The sequence below is a fragment of the Exiguobacterium sp. s22 genome (assembly GCF_018617455.1).
In the GTDB taxonomy this organism is placed as follows: Bacteria; Bacillota; Bacilli; order Exiguobacteriales; family Exiguobacteriaceae; genus Exiguobacterium.
On record NZ_JACSKD010000005.1, the window covers coordinates 57820 to 81035 of the forward strand.

Below are 23216 nucleotides of genomic sequence, written 5' to 3' on the forward strand. Positions count from 1 at the left end.
CGGAGATTGAACCAATAGGAGACTGTTACGAAGTACAGGCAAACTGTAAAGTCGGATGGGTCATGTGTGACGAAAACGAAAATCTCTCGAATAGTTGAAGTGGAGACGAAGTCAACAATAGAGTGGACCATAATGTCCAACTCTTCATACTGTGAAGCCTCTTTCACGACAGAAAAACATCCTTGATTCAGATAGGATCAAGGATGTTATCTCATTATTTCACGTCAAGCCACTTGAAGCTTGCATCGGCTCCGAACGGGTGACGGTACATGTTTTCGATATTCGAACGCTCTAAGTATGCTTCACCTTTTTGGTAAATCGGAGCAATCGCGAAGTCTTCTTCGAGAAGGATGCGTTCAGCTTCTTGCATGGATTCCCAACGCTTCATCTGATCCGCTTCTTTCTTCGCTGATTGAATCAACTGATCATACTCGTCATTTGAGTAAGCCATACGGTTAAATGGTCCGTCTGTGACCCACATGTCGAGGTATGTCATTGGATCTTGGTAGTCAGGGCCCCAACCGGCTGCAGAAACATCGTATTCACCTTTACTTTCAAGGTCAAGGAAGTTTTTGAACGGTTGTTGCTTAATGTTGAGTGTCAAACCAGGTAAGTTCTTCTCAAGTTCACCTTTGATGAACTCGTTTACTTTCTTGAACGCTTCCTCATCACGTGAGAGGAACTCAAGTTCGACCGTCTCAACTCCAAGTTCTTGAAGTCCTTTTTCCCAAGCGGCTTTTGCTTCATCTACGTTGTAGCTGAGGAGATCCGGGTATTTCTCGCGGAAGTCAGCCCCGTCTTCTGTGAATGTGAAATCTTTCGCTACGATAAAGTTCGCTGGTTCTGAACCGTCCGTTAGAATGATGTCTGTCACACTCTGCTTATCAAAGCCTTTTGCAAGTGCTTCACGGATATTTACGTTTTGAAGAGCTTCATTCTTTTGGTTGAAACGAAGGAAGTTGATTCGAGCGTCAGCACGTGTTTTGAACTCATCGCTGTCTTCAAATTGTGGAACGAACTCAGAAGAAAGGAGTGTGTAATCCGCTTCTCCTGATTCGAACAAGTTAACTCCCGTCGAGACGTCTTTTACGACTTTGACGTTGATCGTGTCCATCTTGACGTTTTCAGCGTCCCAATACTCTGGGTTTTTCTTATAAACCCAACCAGCGTTGTCTTGCCACTCACTCAAGACATAAGGACCGTTATAGAGTGTTTTGTCGACTGTCGTCGCGAACTCTTCGCCCTGTTCTTCAACGAACTCTTGTTTTTGTGGCATATACGTCGGGAAACCAGTCAATCCTAAGAAGTATGGCGCAGGCGCTTCCAACTGAACTTCAAGTGTCTTCTCATCGACTGCTTTCGCACCGAGATCGTCGAGTGACATTTCGCCTGCAAGGATTTTATTCGCATTTTTCAAATCTTGGAGAATATACGCATACTCGGCACCCGTTTCAGGGTTAAGTGCACGTTTCCAAGAATACACAAAGTCCTCAGCTGTGATTGGTGAACCATCTGACCAGTTTGCGTCACGTAATTTGAACGTGTATGTAAGACCGTCTTCAGACACTTCGACATCTTCGGCAATCCCCGGTGTCGGTTGGTTATTTTCGTCTAAACGATATAACCCTTCGAACACGTTGTTCGTGACGATAATAGATGTCGAGTCCGTTGTGAGTGTTGGATCAAGCTGAGGTAAGTCCGTCGCTGATACCATCGTGATTTCTTTTTTTGCATCGCTCGAAGATGAGCCGTCCGAACTAGATGAGTCATCCCCTGTACTACAAGCTGCCGTCGCCAATAATGCGACCCCCGATAAAGCTAGCCATTTTTTGTTACGCATCATACAACCTCCCGAAAATTCTGATAATTTAGAATATGTTGTAATTAAACTACATCTGACATGAATATGCAATGGAATTTTTCAAATTATTCGAAAATATAAACTTATTTAGAATGACTATTCATCAATCCTTTCAGGAAGTAGAATAGAAAAATCAACGAATGATTATACAATATCTTTGTATAGTTATTCGGAGAGATTGAGTATGGTGGAGGCGTTAATTTGAAACAACATTCAGCCGGAATCGGCTTTTTCGGTCTTGCGGCGATGGTCGTCGGGACAATGATTGGTGGAGGGGCCTTTAATCTACCCGGTGCGATGGCGCAGGGAGCAGGGGTTGGTCCTGTTTTAATTGGATGGGGGATTACGGGTGTCGGCATGATCATGCTTGCCTTTGTCTTTCAATTTTTAGCGAACACGCGCCCGGAGCTAGAGGGTGGAATTTATGCCTATGCCCGGGAAGGGTTCGGGAAGTTTGTCGGATTCAACAGCGGATGGGGATACTGGATGTCAGCTTGGATTGGCACAGTGGCGAACATCACGTTGATTTTTAGCACATTGGCATATTTTTTCCCTGTTTTTTCTGCAGAACATCGACTGTTCCGCTTGCTCATGAGTGTCGTCCTGATTTGGGGCTTGTTTTGGCTCATCTCACGTGGGATGCGTGAGGCGGCGCTATTAAACATCGTCACAACGATTGCGAAACTCGTTCCGATTTTCTTGTTCATCGTGTTTATTTTATTCGCGTTTCAAATCGATACGTTCCAAGTCGACTTTTGGGGTGAAACAGGATTTGTCTGGGCAAATGTGTTTCCACAAGTGAAGTCAACGATGCTCGTCACACTCTGGGCTTTCGTCGGGATTGAAGGCGCGGTCGTCTTATCCTCGCGCGCACGTCATAAAAAAGATGTCGGTCGAGCGACGGTGATTGGTCTAATCGGTACGTTATTGATTTACATGATGATTTCTATCTTCTCGTTTGGTGTCATGACTCAGGAGCAACTCGCGGCGTTACCTGAACCGTCGATGGCGTATGTGTTAGAAGCGGTTGTCGGTCCGTTTGGGGCAACGTTGATTAACATCGGACTACTCGTCTCGTTGACAGGTGCATTACTCGGATGGACGATTTTAGCGACTGAAATTTCTTATGTGGCGAGTCGAGACGGAGTGTTTCCGAAAGTGTTCAATCGTTTGAATACAAACAGTACACCAGTGAACGCCTTGTTCATTACTCAAGTATTTACTCAAGTCGTCACGGCTATTGCATTGTTTTCGGAACAGACATATCTCGTCCTTTCAAGCATTGCTGGGATCGCGGCGCTCGTCCCTTATTTATTCTCGGCACTCTACGGTTGGATGGAGGCGAAACGGAAGACGTCGTTACAGATGATGGCCGTTTCCGGAATTGCGTCGTTATACGCCGCCTGGTTACTTTATGCTTCTGGGTTAGAGTACGTCTTGATTGCGATGATTCTATACGCACCGGGCATCTTTGTCTTTCTTTTGGCAGAACGGGAACAAGGACGACCATTCTTGACCCGTACCCAGTCGATGATTGCTCTGATTATTTTATTGTGTGCGACCTATGGCATTTATGGGCTTTGGACCGCCACAATCGCCCTATAAAAAAACTCACCGACGCCTCAAGCGTTCGGTGAGTTTTTTGATGACCGGAGTAATTGTTCGATCGCACTTGGCGAGGCAGGTCTTGCATAAAGATAGCCCTGGAAGGAATCGCAATCCGTCGACTTTAAGTGTGCCAACATTTCTTCATCTTCGACTCCCTCCGCGACGACGTGGAGATTTAAGCTCTTCCCGAGATGCACGATGACATCGAGGAGATGCGATTTGGACGTCATCCAATCATCGAGAAAGACTTTATCAATTTTAAGCTCGTCGACCGGGAAGGACTTCAAATACTGTAAGGACGAGAAGCCAGTTCCGAAATCATCAATCGACAGTCGATAGTTCAAGCGCTTGATTTGTTCCATACGCTCGATAATCTCATCGGTCTGTTGCATGACGAGACTCTCTGTAATCTCTAAAATGACGTCGGACGGGTCAAGTTGAAGTTGCTGTTTGATGTTTCGCAACGTATTCAAGAAACTGTCGCTTCGGAACTGGTTTGGTGAAATGTTGATTGCCATGGAGAGCGGTTGGTCGAACTCGGCTTTCCAAGCTTTCAGCTGTTTCGTCGCTTCTAAGATGACCCAGTTATTGATCGGAACAATCAGCGCCATTTCTTCAGCGAGCGGGATGAACTCAGAAGGCGGGATTTGTCCGAGTTCTTCATGATGCCAACGAAGAAGTGCCTCAAACCCGATGAGGCGATCGGTGGCGAGTTCGTATTTTGGTTGATACTCAAGATAAAAATGCTTTTCTTCAAGAGCTCGGTACATCGCCTTCTCAATATGGATTTGTCTCGAGAAGGCGGCATCCATATCCTTTGTCACGAACTGAATCGTTCCAACCCCAATCTGTTTTCCTTTGAAAAGGGCACTTTCAGCACGTGTGTACAGTTCCTCGAGCGAACTTGTGGAGGACGGATAAAATACGCATCCGACGGAAATCGATACCATAATCGAATGGTGGTAAATTCGAAACGGTCGCTGCAGCTCGTGTTGCAAATGACGTAGCACTTGAAACACTTCTTCTTTTGATTGCTCGAAGAACATGACTCCGAACAGTCCGCCCATTGGATGGAACAAGAGAGAAGATTCTGGAATGAGATGCAGGGCGCGTTCTTTGATTTGAATGAGGAGTTCGTTCCCGACACGAGATCCGAACGACTCGTTGATGATTTTGAAACGGTCGATATCAAACAAGGCGATATGAAGGAGACCTTCTCGCTCATCGATTTGTTGAAGAATCGAGTCATAGCGACGTAAAAAACCTTTTTTGTTGTAGAGTCCGGTCAATTCATTTTGGTAGGCGAGAAGCTCAACTTCTTTTTCAAGACGCTTCTTTTCAGATACATCAAAACCAAATGCCGTATACTGAATGACTTCATTTTTTTCACTGACAATCGGTACGACTGTCAAGTTGAGCCAACACGCATCTTGCTCATGCTGTTTACAGGAAATCGGCATCTCACCATTCCAAATTCGATTGGTCGCCAATGATTTTAAGACGTTACGCGAAATGCCGTCTTGGTCGCTTGGATCATGGATGAGCTCGAACCATTCACGTCCAATCAGCTGTTGTTCGGTTACATCAAGCAATCGGCACAACGATGGATTGATATCGACGATCTCCCCTTTTGCATTCGTCGCTAAGTAATGTGTGGACTGTTTAATCATTTCTTGAAAATGATGCAATAAGTTGAATTGCTCTGTACTAATGAGGGGATCAAATCCTTTCGGAAGAAAGGATAAGAAATAGCCGTACACGTCTTCGAGCGAAAAGGACTGCAAGTATGCGGTCGCATAGATGACGGAGCCGTCCTTATGTTGAAACGGCGTCATTGCCGTTGTTGAAAATGGATATTGCAAGAGGAGTGGTGTCCACGTTTCAAGCGCTTGATCAAGCTGCTGGACGACCGGCAACGGTTGATGGAGGACTTCTTGACGTTCCCAGCCGAACAACACTTCGGCATGACTATTCCACAATAGGACCGTACCATCTTGAGAAATATAACAACATGGAACAGATAAAGCATCGATGAACTGATCTACCGACAAATCACGCAATGAAGCCACATCATTTCCTCCAATCTGTCATGCTAAATGCATATTCTATTGTCAGTGTACCTGATTTTGCCAATTCAAGGAATGCTTAAGTTCGTCATTGTCAAAAGAAAGAGGGACATCATATACTGAAAGGGTAAGATAGTTTTGAATAAGGGGGAAGTAATATGTCAAAAACACATGATGTTATTGAGATGACAGAGAAGTTCGGGGCACACAACTATCATCCACTACCGATTGTCATTTCGGAAGCGAAAGGGATTTGGGTAACGGATCCTGAGGGGAATCGCTACATGGATATGTTGAGTGCATACTCTGCTGTCAACCAGGGACACTGCCATCCGAAAATCATCCAAGCATTGAAAGATCAGGCGGATAAGATCACGTTGACGTCACGCGCCTTTTACAACGATCAACTCGGACGTTTTTACGACAAAGTGGTAACGCTTACAAAGAAAGAGATGGTGTTACCGATGAACACGGGTGCGGAAGCCGTCGAGACAGCGGTGAAGACGGCACGTCGGTGGGCATACGATGTAAAAGGTATTCCGGGACAAGCTGAAATTATCGTCTGTACGGGGAACTTCCACGGACGCACGATGGCCGCTGTGTCGATGTCGACAGAAGCGGAATATCAGCGTGGATTCGGCCCGCTCTTACCAGGCTTCAAAGTCGTCCCGTATGGTGACATCGATGCGTTCGAAGAGGCAATCACAGAGAATACGGCAGCGTTTATCGTAGAGCCGATTCAAGGTGAGGCAGGAATCATCATTCCACCGGCTGGCTATTTGAAGCGTGCATCTGAACTCTGTAAAGAGCATAACGTCCTCTTCGTCGCAGATGAAATCCAATCGGGACTTGGACGTTCTGGTAAATGGTTTGCCATCGATTGGGAAGAGGTCACACCCGATATGTATATCCTCGGAAAAGCACTCGGAGGCGGTGTCTTTCCGATTTCGTGTGTTGCGGCTGATAAGGAGATTCTCTCGGTCTTTAACCCGGGATCACACGGTTCAACGTTTGGTGGAAACCCACTCGCTTCCGCTGTTTCTGTCGCGGCACTTGAAGTATTGGAAGAAGAGAATCTTCCGGAGCGTTCGCTTGAACTCGGGACGTACTTCATGGATCGGTTGAAATCGATTGATAATCCAATGATTCGAGACGTTCGCGGACGTGGATTATTTATTGGCATCGAATTGACAGAGTCAGCACGTCCTTACTGCGAAGCGCTCAAAGAGCGTGGCCTTCTCTGTAAAGAAACACATGAAACCGTGATTCGATTGGCACCACCTCTCGTCATCACAAAAGAAGAATTAGATCAAGCGTTTGAAGCGATTGAAGCCGTTTTGGCTCCTGCAGCTATTTCGTAAATGAAGACAGCTTGATATAATCGTCTTAGCTCAATCGACACCTGCGTTGCAGGTGTCTTTTTCGTGGAGGAGGAATTCAATGCTGTACGTATACGTCGGACTAGCAGGGGCGATTGGTGCGATGGCGCGCTATGGACTCGGTTTGATGGTCGGTTCATTTGGATCGAGCGTGTTTCCCATCGCAACGTTTCTGACCAATCTCATCGGTAGTTTTCTGTTGGGATGGTTGACGCACACATTTCTTCAAAAAGGCAATGCCTCACCTCGACTCGTCACAATCATCGGCACCGGTATGATTGGCTCCTTTACCACGTTCTCGACGTTTAGTGTCGAAACGATACGACTGCTAGAAGAAGGTCATGTATGGATTGCCATGACGTACGTCTTCTTGAGTATCACACTCGGCCTTTGGAGCTCATGGCTCGGTTACCGCGTTGGCTCGAGACGGAAAGAAGGGGTGAACTAATATGACATTCATATGGATTGCGGCTGGCGCTTTCTTAGGTGCGATTACGCGTTTTGCCATTGGACAATTCATGAAGCGGTGGTCGGATTCACCATTCCCGTGGGCGACTCTGTTCGTGAATGTTTCAGGTTCGTTTGGTCTCGGTTATTTATATGCCCACACCCAACATCCGTCGCTCATTCTTTTTTTAGGGGTCGGATTCTTCGGTTCGTTCACAACATTTTCGACGCTAAAACTTGAACTGATGCGTTTTGCGACGAAAGATTGGATTCGCTTTGGCCTCTATCTGCTTGCGACTTATATGTTCGGATTAGTGGCTGCATATGTCGGATGGTCACTCTAAAACAACACCCCTTCGATTGAGAAGGGGTGTTGTTTTATTCTGCGAGTTGAAGTTTTTCTGTGCATGAAGCGCAAGTCGTTTCGTATGACTCACACTGTTCGTCCATATGCTGTCCGCACTCCTGACATGTTTTGTCCGGTAATTTTTGATAAAACTCGACAGATGACTCGAGACGGCTTGCCCATTCGTTCATAATGAAATGTCCTCCTTTAGAGTTTCACAGTATTGGTTGTTGAGTTGATTGTATTATAACAGTACGTGATTAGTCAACTATAATATATAACAGATATATTCAGTATTTTTTGTTACACTATAAACATCAAATGACGAGGTGAAGAAAATGAAAGTGCCACAGTGTGAAACAATCGGGATTCAATCTGAGGACATCCCTACGCTACAATCTGCCTTGGCACAACTAGACGCACCGCGCGTCAGTCGATTGTTTAAGGCATTCGCTGACCCGACCCGTCTAAAGGTGCTATATGTCTTGACGCTTGAACACGAGCTTTGTGTTTGTGATGTGGCAGCCATCATTGGTCATTCGAATGCGACCGCATCCCATCATTTGCGGACGTTACTTGAACAAGGGCTAGTGAAGTACCGTAAACAAGGGAAGGTCGTCTATTATTCATTGGACGATGAGCATGTCAGACAGCTTGTTGAAATTGCCTTGACGCATAGTGAAGAACAAAAAGACGTTTGAGTCCAATGACCGATCCTATTAAGGGTCGGTCATTTTTGCCTATTGTCACGTCTATCGTTTCGCGGTACGATATATTCAAATGAACGTTTGAATGTTAGGGGGATATGATGAAAAATCGAGAGGTACTACCTGTATCCGGGATCACTTGTACAAACTGTGCGGCTAAAATTGAACGAGATGTAACGAAACGTGAAGAAGTCGCCTCTTGCCAAATTGATTTTGCGACGAGTCGAATGGTGATTGAATGGATTGATGCTTCAGAGCGAGACCGGATGCTCGAATCAATCGAACAGACGATGATGCGGATTGAGCCGGGGGCGAAGTTTGTCAAACAAGAAGACGATCAAACCGAAGGACGAGATTGGACGCTTTGGAGATTTCTCGCGGCCGCCCTTATTTTTTCGATTGCCATTTGGACAGATTCGATTCCAGGATTTCTTGTGGCTTACGGACTTGCCGGCTACGATGTCGTATATGGCGCAATTCGAAACGTATGGCATCGCGAATGGTTCGATGAGAAATTCTTGATGACCATTGCGACCGTTGGGGCATTTGCGATTTCAGAATATCCGGAAGCTGTAGCGGTTATGTTGTTTTATCAACTTGGAGAATACGTGCAAGGACGTGCGGTACGAGCTTCCCGAAAATCCATTCAGTCCTTGTTGAGTATGAAGCCGACACGAGCACGTGTACTTGAGGCGGACCGGGAAATCGAACAATCGCCAGAAGACGTTTCAATTGGGTCGCATCTCGTTATTCGTTCAGGAGAATTGGTTCCGATGGACGGATTTGTCGTGAGTGGGGCGAGTTCTCTTGATACGGCATCATTGACAGGTGAATCGGTTCCACGACAAGTGAGTGTGGGAGAGGAAGTCTTGGCAGGAATGGTCAATATAGAAGGACGACTCATCGTAGAAACGACAAAGATTGCGTCTGAGTCGAGTCTTCAAAAAATGATTGCGCTCGTCGAAGAGGCGAATGGAAAGAAAGCCAAAACGGAGCAGATGATCACGCGTCTGGCAAAGATTTATACGCCTTTCGTCGTGGTCATGGCCGCACTTGTCGCATTTATTCCTCCGCTATTTGTAGGGAATTTAGACGAATGGATTTATCGCGCCTTGATTTTCCTTGTCATTAGTTGCCCATGTGCACTAGTGATTTCGATTCCGTTAGGCTATTTCGGTGGAATCGGTTCGGGTTCGAAACAAGGAATTCTTGTGAAAGGTGGAGAGTACCTCGATACATTGACCGAAGTGGATACCGTCGTCTTCGACAAGACAGGAACGTTGACGACAGGACGATTTGAGGTGACGGACGTTGTGACGGCAGCAGGTGTCGACGTTGATGAGCTGTTACATCTTGCTGCCCGTGTCGAACGAGCGTCTAATCATCCCCTTGCGCAAGCGATCGTCCAACGCGCTGGAGAGGTTCAAGCATTTGAATCGATTCAAGAGGAACCTGGATACGGTCTCTATGCGCGTGACGGTGAGGATCATGTGTACGTCGGAAGTGCTCGTTATATGGAACGACTGGGTCAGACGATTGACGATTCATCCTACGGTACGAGTGTTCACGTGATGAAGAATAATCGGTGGTTGGGCCGGATTGAGTTGATGGATACGGTGAAACCAGATGCGTTCAGTACCATTGAAAACCTGAAGAAGGCAGGACTCCGGACGGTCATGTTATCTGGAGATCGCCGCGATGTTGCGACAAAGATCGGTGAACAGCTTGGGATGACTGAAGTGCGAGGTGAATTGCTTCCACATGAAAAAGTAGAAGCGATTGAGCAGTTGACGCTCTCCCACAAGGTCGCGTTCGTTGGGGATGGAATGAATGATGCGGCTGCTTTGGCCCGGGCAGATGTCGGGCTCGTCATGGGTGGGGTCGGAAGTGATACCGCGGTCACGGCGGCAGACGTCGTCTTGATGCATGATGCACCGACGGATGTCATTCGAGCCATCGAACTAGGGGAGCGAACGAAACGAATCGTCTGGCAAAATATCTTTTTTGCTTTCGGAGTAAAGGCACTTGTTATGCTGTTCGGACTATTCGGAATCGCCACGATGTGGGAAGCCGTGTTCGCAGATGTCGGAGTGGCGTTATTAGCCATTGCGAATGCGACACGATTACTTCGCACGACTACATGAAAGAAGTGTCTCAAGTGGAATCTTGAGACACTTCTTTTTTATTCGATCGTTTCATGTTGCGGTTTGATTCGCAACAATAAAAACGTGAGGATGACAACGACAGTAAAGAGTAAAAAAATGATGGTAAAGAGTATTTGTGTTAAGAAGGACACTTGATTCTCTGCCGCGATCAATTCTTTATGGACGTCTTTGTATTGCATTTGTTTGAGGGATCGTAAGTCTTCTAAAATCGTTTGACGTTGCTCTGTCATCGTTTCCGCAACAGCCGTTGCTTTTACTAAGTCGCCTTCTTCATAAATGACGAGCACGCGATCGGCTTCTTTTTCCCAAATGGCATCCCGATCAAGCAAATCGAGAACCGAACTCGGGGTATCCGGATCATTGATGACAGACTGCTTTAATTCTCGGGCTTGTTGAGACATGCTGTAGTACATCTCTAAAAAGTGGCGGTCTTCATAAGCAAGTAGACCACGGATGGCATTGGCACGTTCGACATTATAATACATAATATCTTCAATCGCTTCATAAGAGTCGAGTTGTTCACCTTGTATGACTTCTAAGCGTTCATTTGTTTCTTTCAATTGAACAATGAATATCCCGATAATTGAAATCGATAAAATGGACAGACTGATCCAAAGTAAAATCCACTTTCGTTGCGACATCACATCCCTCCTTCCTTCTACATCGTACATGATTTTGTGTGAAACAGCAGAAAATATTTTTTTGAAAAAGGAAAAATCGGGGAAATATATAATCAAGTAATGTAGTGTCTCTTTACCGAAGGGAATAATTAGATGCATAAGGAGAGTCAATATGTCAGAGAACTCATCGTTACACAAGCTGTATCAGGTGTTAGAAGACAAGCGTACAGATCTTACTTATGAGATTCCAAGCCTTTGGAATCGCATGCGTTTCAGTTCCGAACCGGTCCGTAACGGGGTCGAACGAGTCAATCCGTATGACTTTTTAAAAGAAACGATTGAAAAAACGATTTTCCCATATGCGACAGAAAACCGGGATTATCGCACGTCCATCGCGCTTGCGGATGGGCATTTACAAACTGGTGGCGATTGGATTAAACGAGCTTCAGTCTATTCCATGCAAGTACGGACCTCGACTTCTTGGGATCATGACGGATCGGGTTACGTGGAGATGGAGAACACGTTTGGAATGAAAGACACAGGTACTTTTGTGAAAGCGCTTGCGCTCATTCCGCATCTTCTCTACATGGGAATCGACACCTTGTTCCTTTTGCCGATTTCGCAACATAGTCATAAAAATAAGAAAGGAGAATTTGGCTCTCCTTATGCCGTTCAAGATTTCTTTGCCATCGATGAAGAGTTGAAAGAGACGTTGACGGGTGATGCGATGACTGTCGAAGAAGAGTTTGCCGCTTTCGTAGAAGCTTGCCATATGGTAGGGATTCGTGTCGTCATCGATGTCATTCCTCGAACATGTGCCCGTGATAACCGATTGATTCTTGAAAATCCAGAATGGTTTTATTGGATTCCATTGACAGAGGTCGATTATTATCATCCGCCATACGTGCCTGGTATCGGAGAGAATGTGAAGCCAGAATTTGCTTTCTTGCCGATGGTGTATAACTCGGAGGACGTTTGGCAGCATTTACGTCGATTCTCCATGGCGCCGAACTTGGTTGATGCTGAAAAGTGGAATCAGGTCCGGGAGTTTTTACTTGAACATCCGGAAGAGAACGTATTGGCGATGATTGAGCAGGAGTTCGGGCTGACGACAGCGCCAGCTTTCTCGGATTGTATCAACGACCCACAACCCCCGTGGTCAGATGTGACGTATTTCCGTCTCTTCCTTGACCATCCACTTGCATCAGCACCATATGTCAATGATGCAGGAGTGGCGCCGTATATTCTGTTTGATTCAATCAAGTCCAATCAATTCCGGGGAAATGAAGTGAACGAGCCGCTCTGGGAGATGCTTGCTGACATCATCCCACACTACCAGCGGGAATATGGGATCGACGGAGCTCGAATCGATATGGGACATGCTCTTCCAGTCGATTTAGCGCAACGGATTTTAGAACAACCTCGTGCCATTGATTCCAATTTCAGCTTTATTGCGGAAGAGTTGATTGAGTCTGGGGCTTGGGCGGCTAAGGACGCAGGCTATAATATGATCATCGGATATGGATTCTATAAAGAACCACGATTCCAAACGCATGAAACCCATCAATTTTTATATGATTCACGTTTTTTGCCTCTTCCAGTATTCGCCTCAGGTGAAACAGCTGATACAAGGCGTCTTGCTACACGCGATGGAGGTCGACAGGCGAGCCGTTTGTTGACGGTATTGAACGGATTTATGCCAAACGGTGTTCCGATGACGAACTCTGGGCTAGAGTTATATGAGACGCAACCGATGAACACCGGGCTAGACTGTCGTCCTGAAGAAGCCTATCAGCTCTTCCCGACGGATCCTTATTTCGGCAAACTTGCATTTTTTGATGCATATCAATTCCATTGGGATCATCCGGAACGGGATGAGATGATTGAAGTGATGCATCAAGTGGCTGAAATTCGTCGGCGATGGTTAGACGTACTCGTTGACCCGAATCACTTTGAGCCGCTAATCTTAAACGAACCGTTCGCACCGTTCATTGGATTCGCTTGGTTACGTCCAGAGACGAATGATACGCTACTTGTCGTAGCGAATACGAATATGGTTGACTCGTTGCGAGGAGTCGTCGCGCTTGATGGGGTACGACGTCGGAATTGGAATGCGAGTCGTTTTGCGGAAATGATTTATTCACCATATACATGGCCATATGCCGAGCATTCGTTTGATGAAAATTGGAATCTCCTCGTCGATTTGAAGCCGGGAGAAGTGAAAGTGTATGAGATGAGATGAAAAAACGCCTTGGACCGAAATGCGGTTCAAGGCGTTGTATTTTTCATGTAGTAAATAATAAACTCGTCAAGCGGCATCGGTTTCGCATAGCGATAACCTTGCATCGAATCGCATCCGATTTTACGGAGGAAGTTTTCCTGATATTCGGTTTCGACACCTTCGGCAACGAGCGCCATGCCGAGTTGTCGTGCCATGGCGACGATGGTCGTCGTGACCATTTGATATTCACGGTTCTCTTCGAGTTGCATCGTGAACTCTCGAGGAATTTTCAATTCATCGATCGGATATCGTACGAGATAAGCGAGCGAACTGTAACCTGTCCCGAAATCATCAATGGAAAGTTTAATACCGAGTGCTTTTAACTCTAAGATGCGATTTAATACGCGATCCGAGTGATGTGCGGCAACAGTTTCCGTCAATTCAAAATTGAGTCGTGACGGCTCAATCGGGAACCGTTCGAATAGCGTTTTTAGATAGTCAATCAAGTGTTCGTCAAACAGCTGTCGGACGGACAAGTTGACCGAGAGTTTCGGTAAGTGAATGTCCCCTTGCTCAAATATGTGGATTAACTGGAATGTCTCATGAATCATCCAGCGACCTAAATCCTGAATGTGACCCGTTTCTTCGGCAATCGGGATAAACTGGCTTGGCGGGATGAACGTTCCGTTATGTTGCCAACGCATGAGCGCCTCTGCTCCGATGATCGCCTTCGTCGAGGCGTCGACTTGAGGTTGAAGGAAAAGGGAGATCTCTCCTTTTTCAAGAGCGGTTTCAAGACCTTCCATCAATACTTTACGCTCCTCTTTGTCCTCGCGTAACTCCGGTTCAAACATGACCGTTTCGTCACGTCCTTTATCCTTCGCACGGTACATGGCCAAGTCGGCATTGGATAGTAAATGTTTTAATTTCTTCCCGTGCTCTGGAAAACGTACGATCCCGATCGAAGCGTGCACTTCGACGAGCGTCCCCGCCATGTAGTATGGTGGGCGATAGACGAGCCGTCGCAATCGTTCCGTCAACATTTCGTCGTCTCCGTGCTCCGCGACGACGATAAATTCATCACCACCGAGTCGTCCTGCATATTCGTTCGGTAAGAGTGCGGTACGGAGTCGTTTTCCGATGTGTTGAAGAAGTTCGTCTCCCATATGATGTCCGAATTGGTCGTTAATCTCTTTGAATCCGTCTAAATCGGAGAACATGAGCGTGAACGTACGACCTTCTTCGATTAATCGCTCGATCTGTTCTTGAAGTGCATAGCGATTATGAAGACCGGTCAGACTGTCGAATTTTGCTTGATACAGAATTTGCTCTTGTTGCTCAATCATCTGAGTGATGTCTTTCGCAATCGCATAAATACCCTCAACTTCTCCATCGATAATCATTGGTACGTTGACGAGTTGCCAGACACGTGTCTCGCCTTCGTCCGTCATCACGCGTACGTCGATCGTTCGCGGTCGACCGTTCGTCAATTCTTGAAGAATGATGGTGTAAGGGGCACGGTCTTTCGTTTCGATGATATCGAGAATGTTTGAGCCGAGTAATGTCTCTGTCGTCAGTCCTAGAATCGAACTGCCAGCCTCATTGACCGATAATACTTCACCGTGTAAATCGAATAAGAAAATCGGCTCTGAGTGGTAGGCGAACAGCGAGCGATACTGTTGCTCACGAATCTCCAGTTCATGAGCTTTTGTCGACACGGCAACCTCTAAATCTGTATTCACCGTATGGAGACGATGACTGATGAGTGCATTCTGCTTCGACACGACAAACTGACGAATGAGTAACAACAGTACTGCATTCGCAATCATCGAGTCGAGCACAGATGAACCGAGCAAGCGATCAGAGGCCAGAATGAACATCATCACGACCACGCTATACAAGACATAATCCATGATCGAATCGTAGGCGAGTGCGTCTTCTGACAAATCATCGACCCAGTAGCTGATGGAGATCGTTAAAATACTACTGATTTGGACGATGTGTATCAGGTCGTGGGTAATGCCCGAAAATACAAATAATGTGTTGGTGATCGAAGCGACTGTGAAACCGAGTATACCGACGAGTAACAAAATCCGGAATTGTTGACCGGTCGAGACGACCCGATTTAAATAAAGGAATCCAAGCATCATGTACAGACTGATGAGTAACATTTGTTCTTCAAAACCACTCAAATGGGAAACAAGGGTAACGTCTTGCGTGGTATAAAACCAAATATGTAGACCACCAATCACAATAAAACTAAACAAGGCGAACAAATCAAACGTGCGTAGTTTTAATGTACGAATCTCAATCGATTGCGTGATCACAATAAGAGCCATGATTAAATAAAAGAAATTTTGTAGGAAAAGTAACGATTGCGTATAATCATCATTCGTATGATAATGCATCAGCAAATAGAGTGTGAAACATACGTTTCCTAAACTGATCAACGTGTGGATGAAACGCCGCATTCCTTTATATTTAAAGATTGCTGATCCACTAAACAAAATCGCCGTACTTGAGATGACGAGGTAATAAATAAGTAACGTCATATTTCGTAAATCATGTGGAGTTAAAAATAAAAATAAAAGTCCGGTAGAAAAAGTTCCGATCAAAATTGCCGGAACGTATTGGCGCAACGAGTGAACAGACAACTCATGCACCTCCTTCTGTATATGTATGGGGCTCTTATTTATTATCGGAACGGGTGAACGAAGATTACACAAAAAATCGACAACAATCTATATTGTTGTCGAAAATTTTAGATTTAAAGTGTATACGAGTGTTCTTTAAAGTTCCCGACGACCGAATCGATTTCAGATACAGTGACAAATGCCTCAGAATCAATGTCAGATACGATTTGTCGAAGTCTAGGAATTTCATTGTTTTGAACAACAACGTACAGCATTTTTTTCGAGTCGTTCGAATATCCGCCTGTCGCATCCATGATGGTGACACCACGTTTTAAGTTCTGCTTGATGACCAAATTGATTTCATCTGCTTTTTTGCAAATGATGAAACATTGCTTTTGAGCGGAGAAGAACTTATGAATTGTGAGCAACGTGCGTGACCGGACAAAACTTAACACAAGAGCATACATAACGGCTTTGATATCAAAGACGATGAACACCAACACATAGACAATGATGTCCTGTGTCAAAAATATTTTTGGTAACGATAAGTTTCGGTTATTCATATAGATTACTTTTCCTAAAATATCGAGTCCGCCAGTAGAGGCTCCTGCGAATAGGAGAAGGGCGAGTCCAAGTCCTGAAACAATTCCGCTAAATACCGAAGCGACAAGCGGATCGTCGAGTGGGGTCGGTGGAATCAGGATGGGCAAGCTATCAATGAGAATCGAGGACAGCACGACGACAATCCCTGTCATCATTATGAAGCGGCGCCCTAAATATTTTAACCCTAAGATGAAAAGCGGGATGTTGAGGACGAGTTGGGTCATCCCAATCGGTGTTCCGAAGAGTTCATTCGAAATCAAGGTGATCCCGACAATTCCACCCGAACCGATTTCATTAGGTTTTAGCAGTAAGCTGACAAAGACAGACTGAAGGATTGTCCCGGTAATGATGAACAGTACCGTTTCGAGGGCAACCCGTTTTCGAGTTTTTGCATACATAGGTAATGGCTAGGCCTTACGCCTCCTTTAAGAAAGTCTTCTGCTAGCGTACTGCTACTCGTGAATCATTTCAAGTCATAATTCGTTATGAAAGCGGTCGATGTCACTTGCTAATTGCTCATGTACATAATCGATGACTTGGGCATCGTCAAATAGACCAAGTGGGACATCGTCAGGAATCGCATCGAACGGTGAAACAAAATACAAAATCGCTGCCACGAGTTCTTCTTGCTTGTCGGGTTGCATGTCGAATTGGTTGTTATATAATGCGCGCAACATGTTCAACATTTGTTTCATCTGAAAGTAGAGAGTAAGTTCTTCCTCACGTTCGATATTGCTGATTTCGTTGGACGCCACATCCACCGTGACTTTTGCGAGCGCACGCTCACCTTGAACGAGCAAGTCACCGAGTTGTTCACGGTCGTGGACGTCTTCTTTCGCCTGTTTTAAAAAATGTGTGTATGTTGTTTTCCAATCTGCCATGTGTATTCCTCCTTCATTCTTCAATTACTAATATGCCCGTTTTTGCGCATTGGTTGCAACTTTTCCTGAAATTTAAGAAAATAAAGATAACTGAAAAGGAGGAACGATACATATGTCTATGATTTCTATGCCGACAGAGGCAGATTTTGCACGCTATGCAGAACTAGCGGTGAAAAAAGGGGTAAACATTCAACCGGGTCAACAGTTAGAAGTACGTGCTGACATCAGTCAGGCGCCACTTGTCCGTCACGTGGTGAAAGCTGCGTATGCGGCAGGAGCGAAACAAGTATTCGTCAACTGGAGCGATGAAGAAACGTCGAAAATTCGCTTTTTCGATGCGCCGGCAGATTCGTTTAAAGAGTTCCCGGATTGGCTCAAGGCACGCTTTGAGCAATTGGCTGAAGAAAAAACAGCATTTTTGTCCATCGTGAGTGATGATCCAGATGCCTTGAATGGTGTCGAATCGTCACGAATCTCAGATGCGAACCGTTCTGCGGGACAAGCGCTTGCGAAATGGCGTCAATACGTGATGAGTGACAATGTCAGTTGGTCAATCGTTGCAGGTGCTTCAGACGCATGGGCACAAAAAGTATTTCCAGATCGGGAAGATGCGGTTGCAGCGCTTTGGCAGGCCATCTTCGCAGCAACGCGTATGGATCAAGAAGATGTCGTCGCGGCATGGGACGAACACGATCATTCACTCCGTAGTCGTGCGAAACTGCTAACAGAGAAAAAGTATGCGAAATTACATTACAGCGCGCCAGGAACAGAGCTCACAATCGGCCTTCCGAAAAAGCATGTATTCCTCGGTGGTGGCGGTCCGAACGCGGACGGAATCGACTTCATTGCAAACATGCCGACTGAAGAAGTGTTCACACTTGCAGATAAAGATTCTGTCGAGGGGCACGTGTCGAGCACAAAACCACTCAGCTATAGCGGAAACTTGATTGATGAGTTTACCCTTTGGTTTGAGGGCGGCAAAGTCGTCAAAGCAGAAGCGAAAAAAGGGCAAGCGGCTCTTGATGAATTGTTGAACATGGATGAAGGGGCACGCCGCATCGGTGAAGTGGCACTCGTTCCAGATGATTCTCCAATCTCGAATTCAGGTCTTCTCTTCTACAACACATTGTTTGACGAAAATGCATCATGCCATTTGGCATTAGGTCGTGCTTACTCGACATGTCTTGAAGGTGGCCCTTCGATGTCACAAGAGGAACTTGCGGCAAATGGGGCGAACGACTCAATGACGCACGTTGACTTTATGATCGGGTCAGCCGAAATGAATATCGATGGGGAACGGGAAGACGGCACGCGCGAAGCGATCATGCGTGACGGAAACTGGGTGATCTAAACGAAAGAGCGAATTCCGATTTCTTCGGAATTCGCTCTTTTCATGTGATGTCGTATAAATAGCGAAGAGCGTGAGGCAAGCGGCGGCGCCATGCTGATTCGTGATGAATCGCATCCGGTTCCACTTCATATCGGAAGGAGACGCCTTTTTTTGCGATTGCTTCAATCAGTTTTGCATTCGTGAACAAGTAATCGCTCGCTGTGATTGGTCCGCTCTCTTCGTTTGTGCCGATATCCATATACAGTTTTCCTCTGAGTTCCCCTTGTTGCAACGCTTGGATTAACGGCTCAAGGTTCGCCCAAGCTGCGGTGGAAAGAGCACCAACCTTTTTGACGGAAGGATAAGTCGCCATCATATATAAAGCGATGACGCCACCCATCGAACTCCCCATGACACCGACATCCTCTGGGTCTGTCGCATACTCTTTGTCGATTCGTGGTTTCAACTCCTGCATGATCCAGTCCGTGTATATGCGTCCTCGACCACCCAGTGTCGGACGTGTTTTCGCAAGATCGGGTCCAATACGACGATATAACATCTCATCTTCTTCATATGAATATTCGTCATATCGGTCGAGCCAGTTCGGTGCGCTCGCGATGGCGACGACCATGAGGGGGAGTCGGAGTGTATTGATGCAACGGTCGATTTCCCATCCTTCTCCATATGTAGCCGTGCTTCCTGAGAATACATTTTGCCCATCATGCATATAAAGGACGGGTAAAGGGGTGTCGACATCGACCCAGTCGGGCCGAAACACGCGGACAATCCTTTTTTGACCACGCACCTTCTCCGTTGGAATCGTCACGTTCAATTGTTCAATCATCTTTCCTCACCTCTTTCACCTTGTATTGTGGAGAATCATCATTCAAAATACAACTAGATTCCTTGACTACCTACCGTTCGTTAGGTAAAGTGTGAGGCAAGGAGAGTGAATGACGTGAATACAAAAGAAAAAATCATGCAATCTGCACGCACTCGATTCGCACGTGAAGGATATGAAGGAGTATCGCTCGCAGACGTTGCGGAGGATGTCGGAATCCGTAAGGCCTCTTTATATGCCCATATCGATGGGAAAGAGCAATTGTTTAAGCAAGTTGTGACGGATATGGCGAATCGTTACGAAGAAGCATGGCGGGAAACATGTGAGGATACCGAAGACCGACCACCTTTAGAACGGATCGAGGCAATCGTTCATACACTCACGTCATTTTTTAGTGATCATGAGACGTGGATGTTGACGAAGCGGATGCTACTCGTGCCACCACCGGAATTTCGAGAGTATATTGAGGAAGTGATTGGAGAAGTAGAGGCGGAATTAAAACAGTTTGAACAAGAACAGTTTCGTCTCTCGATGGAGCGTGGAGATTTGCCATTGCAACCACTCGACGAACTCTATGCGGCGTACTATTGCTTTTTAGATGGGGCTCTTTTGTCACTATTCACATTTGAAGATGATCGGGAGATGCGACAACTCGCAGCGTTCCGCGTTTTTAAGAAAGGGGTGGGCTGGCGTGAGTAAAGAAAAAGGGGCATGGGTCTCCCTCCTGTTTGCAGGACTACTCGAAATCGTGTGGGCGACGACGATGAAGTTGTCAGAAGGATTCACGGTTCTCGGTCCGACATTGTGGACGATTGGCCTCTTGATTATTAGTTTTGGATTATTGGCGAAGGCATTTCGCGTTTTACCGGCAGGAACGGGGTATGCCGTGTTCACGGGAATTGGAGCAGTCGGGACGGTGATTGTCGGAGCCTTCTTATTTGAAGAAGGGATCAGCGGTTGGAAACTTTTACTTGTGACGACGCTGATCATCGGAATCATCGGATTGAAACAAGTGACAGGAGGCGAAGAAGCATGAGTTGGGTTTACTTGATTGGCGCCGGGATCGCGGAAATGACAGCCGTATTTTTTATGGGGAAATCAAAAGGATATCAAATCGTAAAATGGTCGATTGTATCCGTCCTATCCTTTTCGCTCAGCTTTTATTGGCTATCAAAGTCGCTTGAAGGTATCCCACTCAGTCTAGCTTATTCCATTTGGGTCGGGATTGGAGCGGCAGGCGGTGTCATATTAGGCATGCTCTATTTGAACGAATCGAAAAGTCGCTGGCGGATCTTTTATTTAATCTTGATTATCGGAAGTGTGATCGGATTAAAAGTTGTAGCGTGAAGGGTTGAAACAATCTGAAAACGGGAATTAATTAGTTCAGATTACGAGATGGATGAATGAAAGGGGCGGAAAACGATGCATCTTGTCGAGTTGCAATCCGAACGTTTGCGGTTTGAACCGTATACGATTTCTGATTTCTATTTTGTTAAATCGCTTCTCCAAGATCCTCGGGTGATGCGTTTCATCAGTCCGGACGGGAGACCATATACGGATGAACAGACAATCGAATGGTTCGAACGGCAATTGGCACGTTACGAGACTGGGCGTCAAACGGGTCTATTGAAACTGATGACGTTTGACAGTGATGAACCGATTGGCCATGCCGGTACACTGTTGCATGAGTTGGATGGGAACATTGAGTTAGAAGTGGGATATTGGTTGGCACCGAAGCATTGGCATATGGGATATGGACGAGAAGCTGCCACACGATTGATGCAGCATGCTTTTACCGAGGGAGAGAAGGAAATTATATCGCTCATTCATCCGGAAAACGTTCCGTCTCAGCGTGTCGCCAAAGCGAACGGTCTTCATTGGGACCGCGACACGTTATATCAAAACATGCTCGTATCGGTTTATGTGGGTGATCTGGAACGATTATGCCGCCATATCGATCGCCAACAAATGACGCGATAAAATAGTTTTAAAAAAGATGAAAAAAATTGTTGCCAACTCAATAGTTTCTTGATATATTAATAGTGTCCTTAAGAGAGGACACGACCTGATTCTGTAGCTCAGCTGGGAGAGCGCTACCTTGACAGGGTAGAGGTCGCTGGTTCGAGCCCAGTCAGAATCACTTGGGTGCCAAACCCGAAGAGTCTTAATGAACGGCTCTACGAAGCCATTCCTCTAAAGGAATGGCTATTTTTTTGAATAAAAAAGACCTTCGATATCGAAGGTCTTTTTTATTTCGGAGGGATTTCGGGGGGATTTGTTTTTCATGAGTTCTCATCAGTATCTTTAAGAAGGTATTCTAGTTTTTCCGCTGCATCGGAGTCCATTGAAGGGAGTAAGTGAGCATAGGTATCCATTGTAATTTGGATTCCTGCATGACCTAAACGATCGCTTACTACTTTCATTGGTGTACCTGTTAAAAGAAGCATTGTGGCATTAGTATGACGCAAAGCATGAACCCCTAGATTCTTATTAATTTGACTTGATTTCAGTGTCTGCCGAAATTGTCTTGAGAAGTTATCGACTGATACGTGTGTACCGTTGATGGTGCAAATAATTAAATTTAAATCTTGGTACATTGGGTTGATCCCTTTGTCATATTGTTGAACTTGCTGATGTTTAATGAGTTCTTGTAGTAATTCGTCCGAGAACTTGATTGTCCTTCCTTCGTTACTTTTAGTTCCTTCAACAACTTGTTCTTTTACTTCGGAATCTCCTTTAACAATGCGTTTATTAATTCGTATTGTTTTATTTTCGAAGTCTATGTCACTCCATTTAAGAGCAAGCAGTTCTCCTCGTCTCATGCCGGTATATGCTGCTAGTTTAAATGCAAAAGCGTACCGTGTATGAGTTTCTGCGAACTTTAAAAATTGAAGTAATTCTTCTTTTGTAAATACTTCAATTTTCTTGTTGACTTCTCTTGGTTTTTCAATTCCAGAACAAGGGTTATCGGATAATAATTTTAAGTTTATCAGGTCATTGAAGAACTTGTTCAAAATATTGTAGTTTTTCTTGATAGTTGCTTCACTTAGTTTTTTTGCATGAAGGTTATCAATGAATCTTTTGATATCAATAGGCTGAATACTATTAATTCGTTTTTCCATAAAAAATGGTTTGATATGATGATTTAAATTGTACTGATAAACAGATCTGGTGCTTGAGGCTATATTTCTTCTTCCGTCATGCCACTCTTGGATGTGGGTTGAAAAAGGGTCTTCAATCTCATATTCTCCGTTCTTCATTTTTCGAATTTTTTCTTTTTCAATCTGTTCTGCTCTTGAAGCCTCTGCTTTAGTGTGAAATCCACTCTTCTTTCTTCTCTCACCAAGATATTGAAATTCGTAGTAATAGATGCCCCTTTTTTTCTTTCTATCTTTATGAAGTCCTACCGGCACTTTCATCTCCTCCTTTTTATTCAAGAATCAATTTTAATTACTTAAATGTATATCTACTATTAACCATTTGTTTTTTCAAACCTTCTGGAAGTGAT

21 protein-coding genes and 1 tRNA gene are annotated in these 23216 nt (G+C 45.3%); 13 read left to right on the forward strand and 9 right to left on the reverse strand.

The window, feature by feature from the left end; translation table 11 throughout:
* Positions 1–214: 214 nt before the first annotated feature.
* The gene (locus KNO94_RS09795; RefSeq protein ID WP_214779269.1) at positions 215–1840 is read right to left on the reverse strand and encodes a peptide ABC transporter substrate-binding protein; all 1626 of its coding nucleotides are present in this window, start codon (positions 1838–1840) and stop codon (positions 215–217) included.
* Positions 1841–2062: 222 nt separating this feature from the next.
* On the opposite strand from KNO94_RS09795, the gene KNO94_RS09800 reads away from it, so the two are divergent.
* Positions 2063–3466: a basic amino acid/polyamine antiporter gene (locus KNO94_RS09800; RefSeq protein WP_214779271.1), complete on the forward strand. Its 1404-nt coding sequence runs from the start codon at positions 2063–2065 to the stop codon at positions 3464–3466.
* A 17-nt stretch (positions 3467–3483) separates the two neighbouring features.
* On the opposite strand, the gene KNO94_RS09805 is transcribed toward KNO94_RS09800, so the two are convergent.
* The gene (locus KNO94_RS09805; protein WP_214779273.1) at positions 3484–5538 is read right to left on the reverse strand and encodes a sensor domain-containing protein; all 2055 of its coding nucleotides are present in this window, start codon (positions 5536–5538) and stop codon (positions 3484–3486) included.
* 155 nt (positions 5539–5693) lie between these two features.
* Here KNO94_RS09805 and KNO94_RS09810 point away from each other — a divergent pair, with 155 nt between their 5' ends.
* The 3 genes from KNO94_RS09810 to KNO94_RS09820 all read left to right on the forward strand — a co-directional run bounded on the left by KNO94_RS09810 (position 5694) and on the right by KNO94_RS09820 (position 7705).
* On the forward strand, positions 5694–6896 hold the full coding sequence (locus tag KNO94_RS09810) for an ornithine--oxo-acid transaminase (RefSeq protein ID WP_214779275.1): 1203 nt from the start codon (positions 5694–5696) through the stop codon (positions 6894–6896).
* 79 nt (positions 6897–6975) lie between these two features.
* Positions 6976–7362, forward strand: coding sequence for a fluoride efflux transporter CrcB (gene crcB / locus KNO94_RS09815; RefSeq protein WP_214779277.1), 387 nt, complete (start codon positions 6976–6978; stop codon positions 7360–7362).
* A 1-nt stretch (position 7363) separates the two neighbouring features.
* Positions 7364–7705 carry a fluoride efflux transporter FluC gene (locus KNO94_RS09820; RefSeq protein WP_251125920.1) on the forward strand — a complete coding sequence of 114 codons (342 nt, stop codon included), beginning with the start codon at positions 7364–7366 and terminating at the stop codon, positions 7703–7705.
* A gap of 34 nt (positions 7706–7739) precedes the next feature.
* Here KNO94_RS09820 and yhfH read toward each other — a convergent pair whose 3' ends face one another.
* Entirely contained in the window at positions 7740–7898 is a 159-nt protein-coding gene (gene yhfH / locus KNO94_RS09825; protein ID WP_214742763.1) for a protein YhfH, read from the reverse strand.
* Positions 7899–8045: 147 nt separating this feature from the next.
* Here yhfH and KNO94_RS09830 point away from each other — a divergent pair, with 147 nt between their 5' ends.
* Positions 8046–8408, forward strand: a complete 363-nt coding sequence (locus tag KNO94_RS09830; protein ID WP_214779279.1) for an ArsR/SmtB family transcription factor — start codon at positions 8046–8048, stop codon at positions 8406–8408.
* A 107-nt stretch (positions 8409–8515) separates the two neighbouring features.
* Positions 8516–10558 carry a heavy metal translocating P-type ATPase gene (locus KNO94_RS09835; RefSeq protein WP_214779281.1) on the forward strand — a complete coding sequence of 681 codons (2043 nt, stop codon included), beginning with the start codon at positions 8516–8518 and terminating at the stop codon, positions 10556–10558.
* Positions 10559–10596: 38 nt separating this feature from the next.
* Here KNO94_RS09835 and KNO94_RS09840 read toward each other — a convergent pair whose 3' ends face one another.
* Positions 10597–11220: a hypothetical protein gene (locus KNO94_RS09840; protein WP_214779283.1), complete on the reverse strand. Its 624-nt coding sequence runs from the start codon at positions 11218–11220 to the stop codon at positions 10597–10599.
* Between the two features lie 151 nt (positions 11221–11371).
* Between KNO94_RS09840 and KNO94_RS09845 the strand changes: the two genes are divergently transcribed.
* Positions 11372–13441: an alpha-amylase family protein gene (locus KNO94_RS09845; RefSeq protein WP_214779286.1), complete on the forward strand. Its 2070-nt coding sequence runs from the start codon at positions 11372–11374 to the stop codon at positions 13439–13441.
* Between the two features lie 26 nt (positions 13442–13467).
* On the opposite strand, the gene KNO94_RS09850 is transcribed toward KNO94_RS09845, so the two are convergent.
* From KNO94_RS09850 to KNO94_RS09860, 3 genes are all read right to left on the reverse strand, one after another.
* Entirely contained in the window at positions 13468–16074 is a 2607-nt protein-coding gene (locus KNO94_RS09850) for a putative bifunctional diguanylate cyclase/phosphodiesterase (RefSeq protein WP_214779288.1), read from the reverse strand.
* 113 nt (positions 16075–16187) lie between these two features.
* On the reverse strand, positions 16188–17054 hold the full coding sequence (locus KNO94_RS09855; RefSeq protein ID WP_214779291.1) for a YitT family protein: 867 nt from the start codon (positions 17052–17054) through the stop codon (positions 16188–16190).
* A 75-nt stretch (positions 17055–17129) separates the two neighbouring features.
* Positions 17130–17537, reverse strand: coding sequence for a YkvA family protein (locus KNO94_RS09860; protein WP_214742770.1), 408 nt, complete (start codon positions 17535–17537; stop codon positions 17130–17132).
* 112 nt (positions 17538–17649) lie between these two features.
* Between KNO94_RS09860 and KNO94_RS09865 the strand changes: the two genes are divergently transcribed.
* A complete protein-coding gene (locus tag KNO94_RS09865; RefSeq protein WP_214742771.1) occupies positions 17650–18888 on the forward strand; it encodes an aminopeptidase in 1239 nt (412 codons plus the stop codon).
* 40 nt (positions 18889–18928) lie between these two features.
* Here KNO94_RS09865 and KNO94_RS09870 read toward each other — a convergent pair whose 3' ends face one another.
* A complete protein-coding gene (locus KNO94_RS09870; RefSeq protein ID WP_214779293.1) occupies positions 18929–19711 on the reverse strand; it encodes an alpha/beta hydrolase in 783 nt (260 codons plus the stop codon).
* A gap of 114 nt (positions 19712–19825) precedes the next feature.
* Between KNO94_RS09870 and KNO94_RS09875 the strand changes: the two genes are divergently transcribed.
* The 5 genes from KNO94_RS09875 to KNO94_RS09895 all read left to right on the forward strand — a co-directional run bounded on the left by KNO94_RS09875 (position 19826) and on the right by KNO94_RS09895 (position 21848).
* Positions 19826–20407: a TetR/AcrR family transcriptional regulator gene (locus KNO94_RS09875; protein WP_214779295.1), complete on the forward strand. Its 582-nt coding sequence runs from the start codon at positions 19826–19828 to the stop codon at positions 20405–20407.
* On the forward strand, positions 20400–20744 hold the full coding sequence (locus KNO94_RS09880; RefSeq protein WP_214779297.1) for a DMT family transporter: 345 nt from the start codon (positions 20400–20402) through the stop codon (positions 20742–20744). Before KNO94_RS09875 ends, KNO94_RS09880 begins: the two co-directional genes overlap by 8 nt.
* Complete coding sequence (locus tag KNO94_RS09885) at positions 20741–21055, forward strand: DMT family transporter (RefSeq protein WP_214779299.1); 315 nt, start codon at positions 20741–20743, stop codon at positions 21053–21055. The genes KNO94_RS09880 and KNO94_RS09885 overlap by 4 nt, the downstream gene beginning before the upstream one ends.
* A 75-nt stretch (positions 21056–21130) precedes the next feature.
* Complete coding sequence (locus KNO94_RS09890; RefSeq protein WP_214779301.1) at positions 21131–21688, forward strand: GNAT family N-acetyltransferase; 558 nt, start codon at positions 21131–21133, stop codon at positions 21686–21688.
* 87 nt (positions 21689–21775) lie between these two features.
* Positions 21776–21848: transfer RNA gene (locus KNO94_RS09895), tRNA-Val, on the forward strand.
* Between the two features lie 142 nt (positions 21849–21990).
* Here KNO94_RS09895 and KNO94_RS09900 read toward each other — a convergent pair.
* Positions 21991–23121 carry a tyrosine-type recombinase/integrase gene (locus KNO94_RS09900; RefSeq protein ID WP_214779302.1) on the reverse strand — a complete coding sequence of 377 codons (1131 nt, stop codon included), beginning with the start codon at positions 23119–23121 and terminating at the stop codon, positions 21991–21993.
* Between the last annotated feature and the right edge of the window lie 95 nt (positions 23122–23216).